The sequence below is a fragment of the Micromonospora sp. DT178 genome (genome assembly GCF_049841695.1).
Lineage (GTDB): Bacteria > Actinomycetota > Actinomycetes > Mycobacteriales > Micromonosporaceae > Micromonospora.
This window is the reverse complement of the sequence record NZ_JBNCKV010000005.1, coordinates 267,367-284,844: the sequence shown is the minus strand read 5'-3', so window position 1 is coordinate 284,844 and position 17,478 is coordinate 267,367. Positions and strand designations below refer to the sequence as shown.

General features: G+C 74.1%; 16 protein-coding genes. 7 read left to right on the top strand and 9 right to left on the bottom strand.

Features of this window, described 5'->3' with window-relative positions:
- The first annotated feature begins 12 nt into the window (after positions 1-12).
- Both ACLQ22_RS12185 and ACLQ22_RS12180 read left to right on the top strand, forming a co-directional pair.
- Positions 13-1,128, top strand: coding sequence for an NAD-dependent epimerase/dehydratase family protein (locus ACLQ22_RS12185; RefSeq protein WP_425692363.1), 1,116 nt, complete (start codon positions 13-15; stop codon positions 1,126-1,128).
- Positions 1,125-1,931: a WecB/TagA/CpsF family glycosyltransferase gene (locus ACLQ22_RS12180; protein ID WP_121399152.1), complete on the top strand. Its 807-nt coding sequence runs from the start codon at positions 1,125-1,127 to the stop codon at positions 1,929-1,931. The genes ACLQ22_RS12185 and ACLQ22_RS12180 overlap by 4 nt, the downstream gene beginning before the upstream one ends.
- A gap of 72 nt (positions 1,932-2,003) precedes the next feature.
- Here the strand turns inward: ACLQ22_RS12180 and ACLQ22_RS12175 are convergent, their stop codons facing one another.
- On the bottom strand, positions 2,004-3,869 hold the full coding sequence (locus tag ACLQ22_RS12175; protein WP_425692362.1) for a S8 family peptidase: 1,866 nt from the start codon (positions 3,867-3,869) through the stop codon (positions 2,004-2,006).
- 217 nt (positions 3,870-4,086) lie between these two features.
- Here ACLQ22_RS12175 and ACLQ22_RS12170 point away from each other — a divergent pair, with 217 nt between their 5' ends.
- Positions 4,087-4,686: a hypothetical protein gene (locus tag ACLQ22_RS12170; protein ID WP_425692361.1), complete on the top strand. Its 600-nt coding sequence runs from the start codon at positions 4,087-4,089 to the stop codon at positions 4,684-4,686.
- Here ACLQ22_RS12170 and ACLQ22_RS12165 read toward each other — a convergent pair.
- The 3 genes from ACLQ22_RS12165 to ACLQ22_RS12155 form a co-directional block, all read right to left on the bottom strand.
- Positions 4,654-5,061: a hypothetical protein gene (locus ACLQ22_RS12165; RefSeq protein WP_121397337.1), complete on the bottom strand. Its 408-nt coding sequence runs from the start codon at positions 5,059-5,061 to the stop codon at positions 4,654-4,656. The two genes, ACLQ22_RS12170 and ACLQ22_RS12165, sit on opposite strands and share 33 nt — an antisense overlap.
- A 200-nt stretch (positions 5,062-5,261) precedes the next feature.
- Positions 5,262-5,483, bottom strand: a complete 222-nt coding sequence (locus ACLQ22_RS12160) for a DUF397 domain-containing protein (protein WP_121397338.1) — start codon at positions 5,481-5,483, stop codon at positions 5,262-5,264.
- Positions 5,453-6,334, bottom strand: a complete 882-nt coding sequence (locus ACLQ22_RS12155; RefSeq protein WP_366641454.1) for a helix-turn-helix domain-containing protein — start codon at positions 6,332-6,334, stop codon at positions 5,453-5,455. The genes ACLQ22_RS12160 and ACLQ22_RS12155 overlap by 31 nt, the downstream gene beginning before the upstream one ends.
- Positions 6,335-6,960: 626 nt before the next feature.
- On the opposite strand from ACLQ22_RS12155, the gene ACLQ22_RS12150 reads away from it, so the two are divergent.
- Positions 6,961-7,248, top strand: a complete 288-nt coding sequence (locus tag ACLQ22_RS12150; RefSeq protein WP_089002741.1) for a hypothetical protein — start codon at positions 6,961-6,963, stop codon at positions 7,246-7,248.
- A 99-nt stretch (positions 7,249-7,347) separates the two neighbouring features.
- On the top strand, positions 7,348-7,803 hold the full coding sequence (locus ACLQ22_RS12145) for a hypothetical protein (RefSeq protein WP_425692360.1): 456 nt from the start codon (positions 7,348-7,350) through the stop codon (positions 7,801-7,803).
- Between the two features lie 76 nt (positions 7,804-7,879).
- On the opposite strand, the gene ACLQ22_RS12140 is transcribed toward ACLQ22_RS12145, so the two are convergent.
- Entirely contained in the window at positions 7,880-8,668 is a 789-nt protein-coding gene (locus tag ACLQ22_RS12140) for a PASTA domain-containing protein (RefSeq protein WP_425692359.1), read from the bottom strand.
- A gap of 260 nt (positions 8,669-8,928) precedes the next feature.
- A complete protein-coding gene (locus tag ACLQ22_RS12135; RefSeq protein WP_425692358.1) occupies positions 8,929-9,600 on the bottom strand; it encodes a PASTA domain-containing protein in 672 nt (223 codons plus the stop codon).
- A gap of 124 nt (positions 9,601-9,724) precedes the next feature.
- On the opposite strand from ACLQ22_RS12135, the gene ACLQ22_RS12130 reads away from it, so the two are divergent.
- Entirely contained in the window at positions 9,725-11,140 is a 1,416-nt protein-coding gene (locus ACLQ22_RS12130) for a hypothetical protein (RefSeq protein WP_425692357.1), read from the top strand.
- 233 nt (positions 11,141-11,373) lie between these two features.
- On the opposite strand, the gene ACLQ22_RS12125 is transcribed toward ACLQ22_RS12130, so the two are convergent.
- Both ACLQ22_RS12125 and ACLQ22_RS12120 read right to left on the bottom strand, forming a co-directional pair.
- Positions 11,374-12,852: a glutamate--cysteine ligase gene (locus ACLQ22_RS12125; RefSeq protein WP_425692356.1), complete on the bottom strand. Its 1,479-nt coding sequence runs from the start codon at positions 12,850-12,852 to the stop codon at positions 11,374-11,376.
- A 306-nt stretch (positions 12,853-13,158) separates the two neighbouring features.
- The gene (locus ACLQ22_RS12120) at positions 13,159-13,740 is read right to left on the bottom strand and encodes a YceI family protein (RefSeq protein ID WP_425692355.1); all 582 of its coding nucleotides are present in this window, start codon (positions 13,738-13,740) and stop codon (positions 13,159-13,161) included.
- A 103-nt stretch (positions 13,741-13,843) separates the two neighbouring features.
- Between ACLQ22_RS12120 and ACLQ22_RS12115 the strand changes: the two genes are divergently transcribed.
- Complete coding sequence (locus ACLQ22_RS12115; RefSeq protein WP_425692354.1) at positions 13,844-14,353, top strand: MarR family winged helix-turn-helix transcriptional regulator; 510 nt, start codon at positions 13,844-13,846, stop codon at positions 14,351-14,353.
- Positions 14,354-14,599: 246 nt separating this feature from the next.
- On the opposite strand, the gene ACLQ22_RS12110 is transcribed toward ACLQ22_RS12115, so the two are convergent.
- On the bottom strand, positions 14,600-17,233 hold the full coding sequence (locus ACLQ22_RS12110; RefSeq protein ID WP_425692353.1) for an ATP-binding protein: 2,634 nt from the start codon (positions 17,231-17,233) through the stop codon (positions 14,600-14,602).
- Positions 17,234-17,478 lie beyond the last annotated feature (245 nt).

The window sequence follows — 17,478 nt, the reverse complement described above, 5'->3', positions numbered from 1 at the left end:
GTACGTCACGCTATGCTCCGATGGTTTCTGCCTCCGATGGACCAGGAGTGGCGTGTGAGTGTCGCGTTCGTGACCGGGTCGGGCGGTCTTATCGGCTCCGAGGCGGTCCGGCACTTCGCCGGCCTCGGTCTCGAGGTCGTCGGCATCGACAACGACATGCGGCAGGAGTTCTTCGGCGCGGAGGCGTCCACCGCGTGGAACGTCCGCCGGCTGACCGACGAGCTGGGGTCCGCGTACTCGCACCACAGCATCGACATCCGCGACCGGGCCGCGCTGGCCAAGCTGTTCAAGCGGTACGGCACCGACGTCGCCGTGGTGATCCACACCGCCGCCCAGCCGTCGCACGACTGGGCGGTGCGCGACCCGTTCACCGACTTCGACGTGAACGCCGCCGGCACGCTCAACGTCCTGCAGAACGTGCGCGAGCACTGCGTCGAGGCGCCGCTCATCCACTGCTCCACCAACAAGGTCTACGGCGACCGGCCGAACAGCCTGCCGCTGGTCGAGCTGGAGTCCCGCTGGGAGATCGAGCCGGGGCACCCGTACGAGCAGGGCATCCGTGAGGACATGTCCATCGACGCCTGCCTGCACTCGATCTTCGGCGCCTCGAAGGTGGCGGCCGACGTCATGGTGCAGGAGTACGGCCGCTACTTCGGCATGCGGACGGCCTGCTTCCGGGGCGGGACGCTGACCGGCCCGGCGCACTCCGCGACGGAGCTGCACGGCTTCCTCGGCTACGTGATGCGCGCCAACATGGAGCGCCGCACCTACAAGATCTTCGGCTACCAGGGCAAGCAGGTCCGCGACGCCATCCACAGCTCGGACGTGGTCTCCGCGTTCGAGGCGTTCTTCCGCAACCCGCGCTCGGCGGCGGTCTACAACCTCGGCGGCGGCCGGCACTCGAACACCTCCAACCGCGAGGCGTTCGCGCTCGCCGAGCAGATCACCGGCCAGGAGATGATCACCGAGTACGTCGAGGCCAACCGGATCGGCGACCACAAGTGGTGGATCGGCTCGAACGAGGCCTTCCAGGCCGACTACCCCGAGTGGAAGCAGGTCTACGACGTGCCCATGATCATGCGGGAGATCTACGAGGCCAACGTGGACAAGTGGGTGCCAAGCTCATGACCGGCAAGGGCAAGCGGAACGTCCTCGGGGTCCTGGTCGACGCCACCGACTACGCCGCGGCGACCGAGCAGGTGGTGGCGGCCGCACAGGAGCGCCGCCCGCTGGCGCTGACGGCGCTGGCCGTGCACGGCGTGATGACCGGGGTGCTCGACCCGGCGCACAACGCCCGGCTGAACTCCTTCGACGTGGTCACCCCCGACGGCCAGCCGGTGCGCTGGGCGCTCAACCTGCTGCACGGCGCGGGGCTGACCGACCGGGTCTACGGCCCCACCCTGACCCTGCACGTGCTCTCCCGGTTCGCCGACGAGGGGCTGCCGGTCTACCTCTACGGGTCGACCGAGGAGACCCTGGCCCGGCTGATCCCGGCGCTGGAGCGGATGTTCCCGGCGCTGAAGATCGCCGGCGTGGAGCCGTCCAAGTTCCGGGCGGTGCAGCCGGGCGAGGACGTGGAGATCGCCGACCGGATCCGGTCCAGCGGGGCCCGGCTCGTGCTGGTCGGGCTGGGCTGCCCGCGCCAGGAGGTCTTCACGTACGCCATGCGGCCGCTGCTGGACATGCCGATGATGGCGGTCGGGGCGGCCTTCGACTACCACGCCGGGCTGCTGCGCCAGCCGCCGCCGTGGATGCAGCGGGCCGGCCTGGAGTGGTTCTGGCGCCTCGGCTTGGAGCCGAAGCGGCTCTGGCGACGCTACGTGATCCTCAACCCGGCCTACCTGACCCGGCTCGCCGGGCAGAAGACGGGGCTGTGGAAGGCGCGGCCGCCGGCTCCGGCCACGGAGCGACCGGCGACCTTCGCCGTCTGATTACCGACAGACGCCGAGAGGGGCCCCTTCCCACGCACGAGGCGGTGGGAAGGGGCCCCTCTCGTCACTCCGTCAGAGGGTGAGGGTCCAGGTGTTCAGGTAGCCGGTGTCGCCCGTGTAGACGTCCCGCACCCGCAGCTGCCAGGTGCCGTTCGCCGCCTCGCTCGACAGGTTCGCCGTGTAGGTGGCGTTGATGTTGTCCGCGCCGTCGAAGAGGCTGCTGTTCTTCAGCCGGTAGGACGAGCCGTCCGGGGCGACCAGGTCGATGACGACGTCACCACGGTAGGTGTGCACGATGTTCACCGCGACGGTGGAGGCCGACGAGGCGTTACGGGCACAGCCGGAGATCACGATCGAGCTGCTGGCCGTGACGCCCGTGTCCGGGATCGCGACGTCGGTGCCGTTGGTGCCGGAGCAGCTGCCGCCACCGGTGCCGGTGACCGTCAGCGAGTAGGTGGCGGTCCTGCTGCCCGAGGCCGCGGTGCCCGTCACGGTCACGGAGTAGGTGCCGGGCTGCGTGCTCGCCGAGGTGCTGACGGTCAGCGTCGAGGAACCGCCCGAGGTGACGGTGGCGGGGCTGAACGAGGCGGTCGCCCCGGACGGCAGCCCGCTGGCCGAGAGGCTCACCGACTGGGCGGAGCCGTTGGTCGTGGCGGTGCCGACCGTGGCGGTCACCGAGCCGCCCGGCGCGGTGGAGCCGGAGGTCGGCGAGACCGAGACCGAGAAGTCGTCGGTCGGCGGCGGGGTGTCGCCGTTGACGACGTAGAGCAGCTTGTTGGGCGAGCCGGTGCCCGGGTTGCCCACCACGTTGCTGGTGGCATTGTTCACCAGGTAGTCGCGGACCTGCTGCGGCGTCCAGGCCGGGTTGGCGCTGGCCACCAGGGCCGCGGCGCCGACCACGTGCGGCGTCGCCATCGAGGTGCCGCTGATCGTGTTGGTCGAGGTGTCGTTGGTGTGCCACGCCGAGGTGATCGACGAGCCGGGCGCGAAGATATCCACGCAGGTGCCGATGTTGGAGAACGACGACCGCGCGTCGGTGTTGGTCGTCGAGCCGACGGTGATGCCCTCGGCGGTCCGGGCGGGCGAGGTGTTGCAGGCGTTGGCGCCGGAGTCGTTGCCGGCCGCCAGGCCGTAGCTCACGCCGGAGTTGATGGAGTTGCGCACGGCGGTGTCGAGCGAGGCGTTCGCGCCGCCGCCGAGGCTCATGTTGGCCACGGCGGGCTTGACCGCGTTGGCGGTCACCCAGTCGACGCCGCCGATGACGCCGGCGTTCGTGCCGCTGCCCTGGCAGTTCAGCACCCGTACGCCGACCAGCTGGACGCCCTTGGCCACGCCGTACGCCGAACCGCCGACGGTGCCGGCGACGTGCGTGCCGTGCCCGTTGCAGTCGTCGGCCGAGCCGCCGTCGACGGCGTCGTAGCCGGAGACGGCCCGCCCGCCGAAGTCGCTGTGGCTGAACCGGATGCCGGTGTCGATGATGTAGGCGTGCACGTTGCTCGCCGTGTTCGGGTACGTGTAGGAGCTGTTCAGCGGCAGGGCCCGCTGGTCGATCCGGTCCAGTCCCCAGGAGGGCGGGTTGGTCTGGGTGCCGCTGATGGAGACCGTGTGGTTCTGCTCGACGTACGCCACGGCGGGGTCCGCGGCGATGCGGGCGGCGGCCCTGGCGTCGACCCGGACCTCGAAGCCGCGCAGGGCGGCGCCGTAGGTGCGGGCGACCGCGCCGCCGTGCCGGCCGACCAGCCGCTGCGCGGTGTCGCCGACGCTGCTGCGGGCGACCGAGCTGTCCTTGAAGACGACGATGTAGCTGTCGGCCACGGCCGTGGCGCCGCCCGCGGCGCGGATCGTGCCCACCGGTTCGGCGGCCATGGCGGGCGTGGCGGTGGCCACCATGGCCAGCGCGGCCACCCCGACGAGTACGGACCTGCGTGGAAGACCCATCTTCTACTCCCTCCGACCGGCACCGACCGTCCAACTGTTCGAGACGAGTGAATCGATGAATGCCGATCAAGCTGAGGGTAGGGGGGCGCAATCAGGAATTCAAACATGTCGACTTCCCCATAACACCGGGAAGATGGCCCCTAGGGGAGGCGGCTGCGGGACGAACCGGGGACCTGCCCGGATTCACGATCGTCGAAAACGGGCAAGGCTGTCCGTCATGGAGATGCACCTGACCGTGCTGCTGTCGCTGACCGCCGTCTGGCTCGTCGCCGGCTGGCTCGCGGACGGGCTGCCCCGGCTGGATCACGCCCGGGCCCTGCGCCGGCGTACCGGATGGGTGCTCGCCCTGACGCTGACCGGCCTGGGCCTGACGGTCGCCGTGCTGGCCGCGGGGCTCTCCAGCGCCGGCGCGACCCCGGCGGACCGGGCGGCCGCCGGTCTCACCCTCGCCGCCGCCCCCGCGCTCGTGGTCGCGGCCTGCACGGTCCGCCGGGTACGCCGGCTGCGGGCGGGCGCGGGCGCCCTCTCGTCGGCCCCGGGCACCCCGGCGCCGCACGGCCTGCGGGCCTCCGCCGCGCACCCGCTCATCGGGCTCCCGGTGCAGGTCACGGGGCTGGCGATCCTGCCCGCGGTGGCTGCGGCGAGCGCCCCGGAACTGCTCTCCGGGCCCGGCGTGGCCGGCCCGGCGGTCACCGTGGGCGTGCTGGGCGTCGCCGCGATCGGCGTACGCCACGCCCTGCGGCACAGCCGGCTCGTCGAGCGGGCCGTACCGGCACGGCCCGCGTCACCGCGAGCGGCCGGGCCCCTGCACGTATAGCAGTTCCAGGATCGCCCGGGTCGCCTCGAACCAGCGGTCGAGCCAGCCGGGCGGCGGGACGCTGCCCTTCGGCGGCAACTCCATCAGCAGCCCGCGCAGCAGCGGGTGGTCGACCAGCGACTCGGTCGGCTCCACCGACCAGTTGCCGGGCGGGAACGACGGCTCGGTCAGCGGGTTGGGGTCCAGCGAGGGCAGGGAGAGCGGCGGACCGGGCTGCTCCGGCGGGGCCGCCGGGCTCTCCCGGCCCCCCATCTCGGTGTCGGTCGACACCACCTCCGTGAGGACGGTGTCCCGCCGTGCCCCCCGGTACTTGCCCCCGAACCGTTCCGGCTTACCCGGCCCGTTGGTGAGGTTGTCTGACCCGATCGTCGTCATCCGTCTCGCCCTGCCTCGCTCGGTTGCCGATCCCTGCGGCGGGTTGTCGACCAGCGCCGTACCGAGGGGTACAACGACACGGGACCCGATGTGGCGACGCCGAGGGCGGGACGTCTTCGCGGTCGGCCCGGACGCGGGCACGGCGATGCCCCCGCCCGGCTTCGTCGCCGGACGGGGGCATCCCGTCATGTCCCGGTCCGTCAGCCCTTGTCGAACACACCGCCCCTGGCGCCGGCGACGAAGGCGTGCCAGCCACCCGGGGCGAAGACCAGGGCCGGGCCCGTCTTGTCCTTCGAGTCCCGCACGCCGACCGCCCCCGTCACGTACGCCACCTCCACGCAGTTGTCACAGTTCGGCCCGCTCTTCGAGCTCTTGAACCACGTCGCCTGCGTCAGGTCCACGGGGAACCCATTGGTCGCCATTTCCACAACGGCTCCTCTGCCAGTTTCGCGATGTGTGCGATGGACTCCTCTGGACGTATGGCCGCCGCTCGGACGTGATCGAAGATGAAGCTGTACTTCTGCAGTTCGTCACTCTTCTCCAGGAAGAGCCCACCCGTGGCATTCTCCGCGTACACGACATCCGGATCACCGGGCTCAGGGAAGCTGAGGATCGTGAAGGTGCCGTCCATGCCGGCGTGCGCCCCCACCGTGAAAGGCAGGATCTGGAGCGTCACGTTCGGCAGTTCCGCCACCTCGACCAGGCGTTTGAGCTGGTCACGCATTACCTCGTCCCCGCCCACCGGACGGCTTACCACCGCCTCATCGAGCACCACCCACAGATCGACCGGATCATCCTGCGTCAACAACGACTGACGGCCCAGACGGACACGCACCCGTTGCCGCACCTGTTCGGGAGTGAAGTCGGGCCGGGCGGCCCGGATCATCGCGCCCGCGTAATCCTCCGTCTCCAGGAGCCCGGGCACCACCTGCTGCTCGTAGGCCCGGATCGAGCTGGCCGCCGCCTCCAGTCCGACGTACGCGCCGACCAGCACCGTGCTGTAGGGGTGCCACCAGCCCTTCTGCCGCGCCTCCCGGGCGATCTGCACCAGCTCGTCGCTCTCGGCACCCACCACGCCGTAGATCCGCAGCATGTCCCGCACGTCGCGTGGCGTCGCCGTGGTGTGGCCGGTCTCGATCCGCGAGACCTTCGACGCCGAGCACTCCAGCTGCTCGGCGACCGCCTCTATGGTGATACCGGCCGTCTCCCGCTGCCGGCGCAGTTCGGCGCCGAGGCGACGCCGCCGGATGGTGGGGCTGCGCCGCTCGCTCACGACACGACCCCGCCCACTGGTCGGGACCACCGCCTGTCAGGCCTCATCCGGTCCACCTCCGCCTCGCCGTGCGCCACTGTCGTCACCCGCCAGGGGCGCGACCGTCGTACGGCGGGCGTCGTTCGCGGCGTGGGGTGGTGCCGGTCATCGGCCGGCCGCGACGGGCGAAACCGGCTCCCAGTGTGCCGGGCATACGTGAACGGCTTCAAGCGCTGCTTTGCACGAGCCGCTCACGTATCGGCAAAAGTCGACGTGCAACTTGCATGAAGCACGTCGCTGATGCACTCTGTCCGTATGGCACGGGTTACTCACCGTCTTCGTCCGCTTCCTCGCCGTGGTGACCCCACGGGCCGCGGGACGCGCGGCGGTGGGACCGCCCGACAGTCGACAACCAGACCTGCCCCGGGTTGATGACCCCGCCGCTGCACGCCAGTTGGCTGCGGCGGCGGGAGCGGTACCCGGAGCAGCCGGGTGTTGGTCGGGTGGCGGTTCGCCACCAGCGGGTACGGCCCGACCACCACCGCCCGCACCACCGGTCCACGAGGCACGACCCCGCCACGGGCCATCGACGTCCCCCGACCCTCACCGCCGGCCCGTCGGCCGGCCGACCCTTCCCAGGAGCCCATGTGCTTCCCCGCTCCGGTGACGTACTGCACGTGACTCGCGCGGCGAGTGTCCAGTTCCTCAGGCCCATCATGTTCCGGGTCATCCGGGTGCTCGACTGGCCGACCTACGACGGCTGGATCTGGCTCGAAGGCTACGAGTTGAACGCATCGGGGGACGCGGTCAGCCGGCGGTCGATCTTCGTCCAGCGGGAAGGGCTGCGCCACCTGCGGTCGGCCCCCGAGCCGCGGCCGCACACCGTGCGCGCGCCGCGCCGGCCCGTCGCCCGCACCCCGGTCCGGGTGGGCTGACCTGCGCGATCGGCAACCGGGGGGCGTGCCGTCGCCATAGGATGAGGTACGCCCACCCCGGCACGTTCCACCCCGCGCGTCCAGGACCCCGAACCTGGGATGGCCATGGTCAATCAGCCCGCCGCGCGGCGGCACCACCGCTCCCGTATCGCCTACGCCTTCGGACTACTGGCGCTGATCGGCGCCGCCACCACGCTGGTGGTCGTGGTCCGCGATCCCGCCCTCTCGTCCACCACACGGCTGACCACCCCGGTCCCGGCACCGGAGATCACCGTGGTGGACGAGGACCCGCCCGACGGCGACGACGGGCCGGACGCCCTCGACGCCCCGTACGCACTGACCGGACCGGACGAACCGGACGCGCTCGGCGCCGCCGACGAGTCCGGGCCCGCCGCCGGGGCCGGCGTTCCCGCAAACTCCACGAGCGGCGCGGCGCATGCCGCCCGCCCCGCGCCGGACGACGTCCGCCGTTCCCTCTTCTGGTCCGGCATCTTCGGACTGGCCATCTCGCTGGCCGGGCTCGGCATGGTGGGGACGAGACGACGAATGTGGTGACCGGCGAGGCAGGTGGGTGACGCAGAGGCGCAGGTGGTGACGCGGCGGCGTCCCCGCCGGCGGCGCGGTCAGCGGCTCACCGGGTGGCGGTCGGTTCGACCGACGGCGTGATCCCGCCGGTCGGCGAGGCGGCGTCGCGGGCCACCACCAGCGTGACCTCCTCGTCCTCCGGCACCAGTTCCCCCGCCTCCGGCTCGGTGCGGATCACCGTGCCGGCCGGCCGGTCCGACGTCTCGTACTCCACCCGGTGGTCCAGCCCGACGTCGTCCAGGATGGCCTGCGCCGTCTCCAGCGGCAGGTTCACCACCGGCGGCATCGGCAGTTCGGCCGGCACCGAGGGCGTCGGGGACGCCGAGGGCGACGAGCTGGTGGGGGCGGCCGAGGTCGGCGCGGCGGTGGTCGGCGACGCGCGGGTCACCGACGGCGACGGCGACGGCTCCGGCCCGCTCGGACCGTCGTCCGCCGACCGGAGGGCCAACCACAGCCCGGCGCCGAGCAGGCCAAGCAGCAGCAGCACGAGCACGCCCCACAGGATCGGCAGCCACCAGCGCCGCGCGTCCTGCTCCTCGGCGTACCACTCGGCCTCCGGCTGGTCGACCGGCCCGCCGGGACGCACCTCCGCCCGGCCGGACCACGCCGCCGGCCCGGACCGCTCCGGCGGCCCGGCGGCCGTACGGTCCAGCGGGGCGGTGCCGTCGACGGGCATCGGTCGGGTGGCGTCGCCGCCGTCCGGGGCGCTCCGGTCGGGGCGGGGCAACGGCTGCGTCCGGTCGGGTTCAGGCCCGGCCGAGGGACCGCCCGGCGGCAGCGGGCGGGTCCGGTCGTCGTGTTCCCCGGCGGGCGGTTCCTGGCGGTCGTCGCTCATGCCAGCACTCCGCTGCGCTGCGTGCCGACCTGAGACACCACCACGCCGTGCCGATGACTCGCTCGCTGACGCTCACTCATGCCGGCACTCCGCTGCGCTGCGTGCCGACCTGAGACACCACCACGCCGTGCCGACGATTCGCTCGCTGACGCTCACTCATGGCACGTCCTCTCCCGGCCCGGGCGGGCGTCGCGGGCCCCTGACCGCCAACCTAGCGGTCCCGGAGGCCATCGGCCGGGATCAGCGTGCCGGACGCTCCGTCACGGCGTCGGGGAGGGCGAACCGCCGTCCTCCGGCGCGTCGCCGCACCAGATCGACACCTGGTCGTTCCACCGGCCCGCACCGTCGCCGGCCGGATCCTGGCGGCTGACCTTGCCGGTCTTGCCCGTCCGGTAATGCGGGTAGAAGCCCTCGTCGACGAGCTCGTCCGCCGCGTCGTCGCAGTCGTCGCCCACCACGTCCGGCACGGTGGCGGACGGCGCCGGGCCGCTCACGTAGAGCGTCACGGTGCGTCCGGGCTGCACCTCGGAACCCACCTCCGGTGAGGTGCGCTCCACGGTCGTTCCCGTGCCCCGACCGAAGACGAGCCGCCAGCCCAGCCGCTGCTCGCGCAGCTCGTCGCGGGCGTCCGTGAACTCCTCGCCGACGACCGGCGGGACCGTCAGCCCGGCGGAGCGGCTCGGGGCGGTCGTGCGGGGAGCCTGTGGCGCGGACCGGCCCGGGGTCGGCCGGGCTGCGCCCGGGGTGCCGGTGGAGGGCAGACTCTCCGCCGCCGCCGTCGGCGGGGCCGGCGGGTCGTCCTCGCCGGCCAGGAGCCAGCCGCCGGTCGCGCCGACGGCCGCGAGCAGCACGACGGCCAGCCCGCCCCTGAGCAGCAACGCCGACCGGTCCGGCCCGGCGTCGTCCCGCGCGCCCGTGTCCCCGTCCGTCATACGCCCACCCCGCCTCGATCACCGGCGACCGTACCCGCTCCCGTCGGCACCGGCGTCATCGCGGTCGCCCCGGCCGGACCGCCACGACTCGCCGCGCCGACCACGGGACGTTACGCTCCCCGGCATGGCCAGACGGGGCTGGGGAGGATCGATCGCGACCGCGGTCGGCGTCGCTGCCGGCGCGGGCGCGGCCCAACTGGGCTTCGGCTACGGGCTGGGCATCATCAACTGGGCGCCGGCGGACGCGACCGCCGGCGCGACCGCCTGGGTGGCGGGTCTGATCTGGGCCACCTGGATCGCGGCCACCTCGACGGTCTTCGGCGCGGTCTGCGCGCAGCGGCTGCGCGACCGCGCCCCGGCACCGGACACCGACCCCGCCGACCCGGCTCCGGCCGGACCGGGTGGGGGCGCCCTCGGCTCCGTCGCGCTCGCCGTGGCCGCCGGGGTGGGCGCGCTGATCACCGTGCTGCTGGTGGCCGTACCGGCCCGGGAGGCGGTGACGGTGGCGGACACCGGCTCGCCCCGGAACGTCGCGGCGGCCTACGCGGCGGTCGGCGTGCTGGTCGGGGTGCTGACGGCGGTCTGGGCGCTGCGCTCGCGGGCCGCCGCGAACAACGTGATCGCCACCGTCGGCTGGCTCTGGCTGCTCGCCGTGATCGCCGTCGTGGACGGCGTACTGGCCGGGCGCGGCCTCACCAGCGCCCAGCTCGGCATCTGGCAGCTCGGCCCCGACGACGGGCGGTACTGGATCCGCGACTACTTCTACTGGCCGGGTGCGCTGCTGTCCCTCGGTTCCGCGCTGGTGATCGGTGCCCTCGCGGCCCGTCGGGACGCCCGGGATCCCGACCACCGGGTCGGGGCGGCCGTTTCGGGTGCGGCCGGGCCGCTGCTCGTCGCGACCGCGTACTTCCTGGCGGTGCCGAGGCTGACCGCGATCAGCCCGGAGCAGGTGTCGGCGCACCTGATCGCGCCGTACGCGGTGATCATCGGGGTCGGCGGCGCCGTCCTGGTCACCGCCCTCGCCCAGCGGGCCGCCCGACGGGCCGCGGCCCGGGGAACGGTGCGGGTGCCCCGCCAACGCACCGGCGAACCCGCCGACCACCCGGGCAACCCCAGTCCGGGGCGACACACCTCTCCGGCCGACGGCGACGCCCAGGCGACGCCCGCCGGCAGCGACACCCTCACGCCGCCGGGCGGTGGCGCCGCTTTCCCAGGGCCGGGCGGCGGCGACACCTCCAGCACGCCGGGCGGCACCGCGCCGGACGGGGACGCCGTCGCGGCGGGCGGAGGAGCCCTCCCGGCTTCCGCCGCCGACCGCGAGCCTGCGCCCGACCCCGCCGAGGGCGAACCCGCGCCGGTCCCCGCCGCCGCGAGGCCCGCGGCCACCTCCGGCACTGCCGGGGAGCCGGCCGCCCCGGCCACCGGGGACGGCACGCCGGCGTCGGCGACGACCGGGGAGCCGCCCGCGCCGGCCGCCGACGATCCGGCGGAACCGCAGCCCACCGGCCGCCGACCCCGCTCCGGCCGCCGCGCACGCTGAACCCCGCGGTGCCGCCGAGGCGACCGCCCCGCTGGGGGTCGGCCGCGCCGAACGACGAGGAGTGACGGCGTCGGGGCGCCACCGCCGCGGAGCACGGGGTAGGACGGGTGCGACCGGAGCGTCAGGGGCCGGAAGCGCGGGCGGTCGCGTACCGGGACTCGCGCCGGACCGGATCGGCGCCACCGCCGCGGAGCACCGGGATGCGGGTCAGCTGCGGCGCACCGGGACGCGGGTCAGTCGACGGGCCAGGTGTGCACGGGCTCGTTGCTGCGTTGCAGCTCGGCGTAGCGCTGCACCATGTGGTGCAGGGCGGCGTCCCGGTCCATGCCGCGGTGCCGCTCGGCCGCCCAGACCGCCTCGGTCTGCCAGACCGCGCCGTTGCGGCCCGTACGGCAGCGCTGCTCGATGATGCCGAGCAGCCGGTCGCGTTCGGTCGGGGACACCCCGAACCGGTCGAGCCCGGCGGCCGCCTTGGGCAGCAGGACGTCCAGGACCAGCTTGGTCACCGGCACCTCGCCGAGGCGGGGCCAGTGCAGGACGGCGTCCATGCCGCGCCGGGCGGCGGCGTGGAAGTTCTCCTCGGCGGAGCTGAAGGTGAGCTGGCTCCAGATCGGCCGGTCGGACTCCGCCAGCCCGCGCGCCAGCCCGAAGTAGAAGGCGGCGTTGGCCAGCATGTCGACCACGGTCGGGCCGGCCGGCAGCACCCGGTTCTCGACGCGCAGGTGCGGGCGGCCGTTCATGATGTCGTAGACCGGCCGGTTCCACCGGTAGACGGTGCCGTTGTGCAGGCGCAGCTCGCCCAGCTCCGGTACGCCGCCGCCGTGCAGGACCTCGACCGGGTCCTCGTCCTCGCAGATCGGCAGCAGCGGCGGGAAGTAGCGGACGTTCTCCTCGAAGAGGTCGAAGATCGAGGTGATCCAGCGTTCGCCGAACCAGACCCGGGGGCGTACGCCCTGCGCCTTCAGCTCGTCCGGCCGGGTGTCGGTGGCCTGCTCGAACAGGGCGATGCGGGTCTCCGCCCAGAGCTGCCGCCCGTAGAGGAAGGGCGAGTTGGCCCCCACGGCCACCTGCACCCCGGCGATGGCCTGGGAGGCGTTCCAGTAGTCGGCGAAGCTGTCCGGGGCGACCTGGAGGTGGAACTGGAGGCTGGTGCAGGCGGCCTCGGGGGCGATCGAGTCGGTGTGGGTCTGGAGGCGTTCGACGCCTCGGATGTCGAGCTCGATGTCCTCGCCCCGGGCGCCGACGATCTGGTCGTTGAGCACCCGGTACCGCTCGTTGGTGGAGAGGTTGTCCTCGACCAGGTGCCGCTCGGTGAGGGTGGGCAGGATGCCGACCAGGACGATCTTCGCGTCCGACTTGGCGGCCCGCTCGTCGGCGCGGGAGAGGCTGCCGCGCAGGTCCTGCTCGTAGTCGGCGAACCCGCTGCCCTCGATCAGCCGGGGCGGCGCGTTCAGCTCCAGGTTGAACTGGCCCAGCTCGGTCTGGAAGAGCGGGTCGGCGATGTCGGCGAGGATCTGGTCGTTGCGCATCGCCGGCTCGGCCGCCGAGTCGACCAGGTTCAGCTCGATCTCCAGCCCGGTCATCGGCCGGTCGGCGTCGAAGCCGAAGTCGTCCAGCATCAGGGCGAAGACGTCCAGGCACCGCCGGACCTTCTGTCGGTAGCGGACCCGGTCCTCCCGGGAGAAGGCGCCCTGCTCGACGTCCCTGCCCATGTTTCCTCCCGGCGCGAGGCGCAGTCGGACCGTGCCGGCCCGGTAAGCGCGTGGTGAACCCTCCACGTTAGGAGTGTCGGCATCGCCGGGACCAGAGGAGGTCGCGGCGATCCCACGGCCGGGACGACCGTACTCCGGTCGGCGGACGCGCTCCCGGCGGCATCTCTACCCAGCCGGTGCCGCCCGGCACCCGATCGAACCGCGAATGAGTCGTGACAAATCGCACCCGGTCGGCGGCCCTCACCCTGCGTACGCGCGTCGGGCCCGCGCCGTGATGCGGCGCGGGCCCGGAAGCGGTACGGCGGATCAGGCCTGGCGGACGGCCTCGCCCTCGATCTCGATCTTGATCTTCTTGCCGACCAGCACGCCCCCGGTCTCCAGGGCGACGTTCCAGGTCAGGCCGAAGTCCTCGCGGTCGATCTCGGTGGACGCGGAGAAGCCGAAAATGTCCTGCCCGAACGGGCTGCGGCCGACGCCCTCGAACTCGACCTCCAGGTCGACCGGGCGGGTGACGCCCTTGATGGTCAGCTCGCCGGAGAGGACGAACTCGTTGCCGTCGCGGGACTTCACGGCGGTGCTGCGGAACTCCAGGGTCGGGAAGGCCTCGGCGTCGAGGAACTCGGGGCTGCGCAGGTGCGCGTCCCGGTCGGCCTGGTTGGTGTTGATGGTGGCCGCCTGGATGGTGGCGCTGACCGTGGACTGCATCGGGTCCTCGGCGACGGTGATGGTGGCGCTCGCGTCAGCGAACTCACCGCGTACCTTGCTGACCATCATGTGCCGGGCGACGAAGCCCACGCGCTTGTGCGCCGCGTCCAGCAGGTAGGTGCCGGCGGTCGGGATCGTGAGGCCGTCCCAGTCGCGGGTGACCGGTGCGGTGCTGCTGGTCATGAAGCTGCCCTCCGTGGGGAAAGTTGTTTAGTAGCCCAACGACTGCCGCAGCAACTATAGGCATAGCAATATTCCTCGTGTCAAGTACTGCTACGATGGGCGCGTGGACCAGAACGTGTTCGACGACCCCCGGATCACCGCCGTCGGCCTGCTCGTCGAGGCGCACGCCGGGCTCTCGGCCCGGTTCGCCGCCCAGTTCGAGGAGCACGGCCTCTCACCGGTCGAGTTCGAGGTGCTGACCAGACTCGCCCGCTCACCCGGCAACCAGTTGCGGATGACCGACCTCGCCGCCCAGACCTCGCTCTCGACGAGCGGCGTCACCCGCGTGGTGGACCGGATGGAACGCGACGGGCTGCTCGCCCGCCGCGCCTGTCCCTCCGACCGGCGCAGCTCGTTCGCCGTGGTCACCGCCTCCGGCCTGCAACGCCTCGACGAGACCCTGCCCGGGCACCTGCGGATCATCGAGCAGTGGTTCACCGGCCAACTCGACCCGGAGGCCCTGGACGCCCTGCTCGACGGGCTGCGTCGGGTCCGGGACGCGGTGCACCCCGGCGCCACCGCCGGAAGCACCGGGTCCGCCGCCGACTGCGACGGGACGGTCCCGCCCTCCTGACCCGCCCGGCACCGGCAGAAAGAGCGGCAGAACTGCCGTACCCACGGGACGATAGACGTTCAAACCGGACGAAGCCGCGTGCGGGCGGTGGCTAGTCTTCGGGCAGTGGGGACGCACCGGGGGGTGACGGCGCGGGCGACGAGCGAGGGGTAGCAAGAGGGGCTTCGTCGCCCGCGTCCCCCCGGTCGCTCCGCGGAACTCCCGCACGGCACCGGCCCCGACGCCGGCACGGCCGGTCTGCCCGGGTCACCCGCTCCGGCTCGCGGCCCACGGGCGCAACTGCTCCTCCTCGTGCGGCAGCAGCCGCACACCACTCTGCCGGAAGGCCCGGTCGAGGCGGTCCAGCACGGCGGGATCGCCCGAGCTGGCGGCCAGTCCCACCAGCGCCTCCACCACGTCACGCCGATCCTGACCGCCGGCACCGGCTTCCGCGGCCGCGGCGAACCACTCCGCCGCCAGCTCACGATCGCCCCGGCACAGCGCCAGGTTCCCCTCGATCAGCGCGCAGATCCCGTCCTCCGGGCGCACCCCGGGCGTCGGCGCACCCGGCGCGCGCCCGGGCGACCAGACCTCCTCGGGGCGGGGCACCGGCGGCCCCGGGGGCGGGCGCAGCTCGGCCAGCACCCCGGCCGCCTCGGCGGACCGGCCGTCGCGGGCCAACGCCAGCCCCACCGTGCCGAGCGCCCGGCGACGGTGGCCCGGGTCGCCGAGGTCCGCCAGCGCCGCCACCACCCGCCGGCCCTGGTCGACGGCGTCCGCGTACCGGCCCTCGAGGCGGGACACCTCGGCGAGGTTGGCCCGCGCGAGCACCCGCAGCCGCTGCTCCCCGACCTGCGCGGCGAGCCGGTCGACCGTGGCCAGCCGGCGCCGGGCAGCCGCCAGGTCACCGACCCGGATGTCGTGCCAGGCGAGGTTGTTCTGCGCCACCGCCATGTCCCGGACCCGCCCGTGCCGGACGGCCAGCGCGAGCACCGCCTCGGCCTGCGTCCGCACCTCGTCGTGCTCGCCGAGTGCGATCAGCAGCGCGCAGAGCACCGCTCGCGCCTCCAGCTCCCCGGTGACGTCGCCCGCGTCCCGAAACGCGGCCAGCGCTCCCCGCGCGGCCGGCAGCTCCTCCGCCCCAGCACCGTGCTCGGCGGCGAGCCGGGCCACCCCGAGGAACGCCCACGCCCGCAGCACCGGGTCGACATCGGCGGTACGCGGATCCGCCAGCAGGCGCCGGAGCCACTGCCTGCCGGGGACGTCACGCCCCCGGAACCGCCACCACCGGGACAGCGCCGCCGCCAACCGCAGCGCCGTCAACGGGTCGTCGACGGCGGCGTGCGCCAGGGCGGAGCTGATGTCGCCGGTCACCTCGTCCAGGCGGTGCACCGCCGCCGGCAGGTTGGCCCCGACCAGCTCCGGTGCGGTCCGCGCCACCAGCCGGGCGACGACCTGCGCGTGCCGGCGCCGGATCGCGGTCAGCTCGCCGGCGCCCGTCGCCTGCTCGGCGGCGAAGTCCCGCACGGCGTCGAGCAGGCGGAACCGGAACGGCCCGGCGCCCCGGACGCTCAACAGACCGAGTTCCACGAGCCGGTCGAGCAGCGGCACCGGGTCCACGACCACCGTCCCGTCCCGGTCGGCGGGGTCGGCGAGCATCTCCTCGGCCAGCTCGACCGACCAGCGGTTGCCGAACGCGGAAAGCCGGCGCAACGCGGCCCGCTCGTCGGGGGCGAGGAGGCGGTAGCTGACCGCCACCGCGTCCCGCAGGGTCTCCGCCACCGCCGCCCGCGGGCTCTCCGGACGGCCCGGCTCCGTGCTGTCCCAGCCCGGCCGCCCGGCCGCCCCCGGCGAGGTCGTCAGGTCGAGGACGCGGTCGCCGTACCGGTCGAGCAGCTCGTTGAGATCGAGGATCCGGCCCCGGGCCGCCATCAGCTCGATGGCGAGCGGGAGCCCGCCCAGGCGGCGTACCAGGGCGGCGAGGGCAGGCAGCTCGGCGGGACCGGGCGGCTCCCGGCGGACCTGGGCGAGCCGGGCGGTGAAGAGGGCCACGGCGGGGTAGCCGGCCAGCGCCGCCGGGCCCTCCCGCTCGCTGCCCGGCGGCGGTACGTCGAGCGGGGCGACCGGCCACACCCGCTCCCCGGGCAGGCCGACCGGGTGCCGGCCGGTGACCAGCACCCGCAGCGACGGCACCGCCCCGGCGAGCCGGTGCACCGTCTCGGCGACCGCGTCGGGGGCCCGCTCGGCCGCGTCCACGAGCAGCAGCGCCGGCCGGCCGTCGAGGCGGACGGTCAGCTCGGGCAGCCGGGCGACGCCGAAGACGGCGACCGAGGCGGAGAGCATGTCGGCCGCGTCCGAGCCCTCGCCGATGAGCACGCCGGCCGCCCCGCCGGGATGCTCGCCGGCGACCGCGTGGGCCACCGAGAGGGCCAGCGCGGTCTTGCCCACGCCGGCCAGCCCGACCAGGCTGACCAGCCGGGGCCCGCGCCCGTCGGTGAGCAGCCCGACCAGCTCGGCCAGGTCGCGGTCCCGGCCGACCAGCGCGACCGGGGGCGGGAGCGCGGCCGGCGTACCGGCGTGGTGGTCGAGGTCGACGCGGGCCGGCGGGGCGCCTCCGGGGGTGGCCGGCGGGGCGGCCGGGACCGGCCCCCGGGCGGCGGCCAGGAACGCCGACCGGACGGCCCCGGCCAGCTCCAGCGCGCCGGCGAGCAGCTCGACAGTGGTGCGCTGCGGCCGGGACGAGCGGCCCCGCTCCAGGTCGCGGACGGTCCGGACGCCCACACCCGCCCGGCCCGCCAGCTCGGCCTGCGTCAGGCCGGCGGCGAGCCGGTGCCCGCGCAACAGCTCCGGCAGCCCGGTACGACCGCCCGGATGCGGCGAACGATCATGATCCGGCGTCATGGGCAGGAAGGGTACGGACGGGGTACGACCGCCGGCAGCCGAGCGTCGCCCTGCCGACGCCCCGGTGCGGATATCCGACAGCGGGCCGGACGGACGACGACGCGGAACGGACCCGGCGGCACGAAACGGACCGGCGGCAGGGACCGTCACCCCTGGGCCGGTGCCGGCTCCGGGGTCCGGGCCGGTCACGCCGGACGGGCCGGTCACGCCGGACGGGCCCGGCGGTGCGGAGGCGGCTGCCCCGA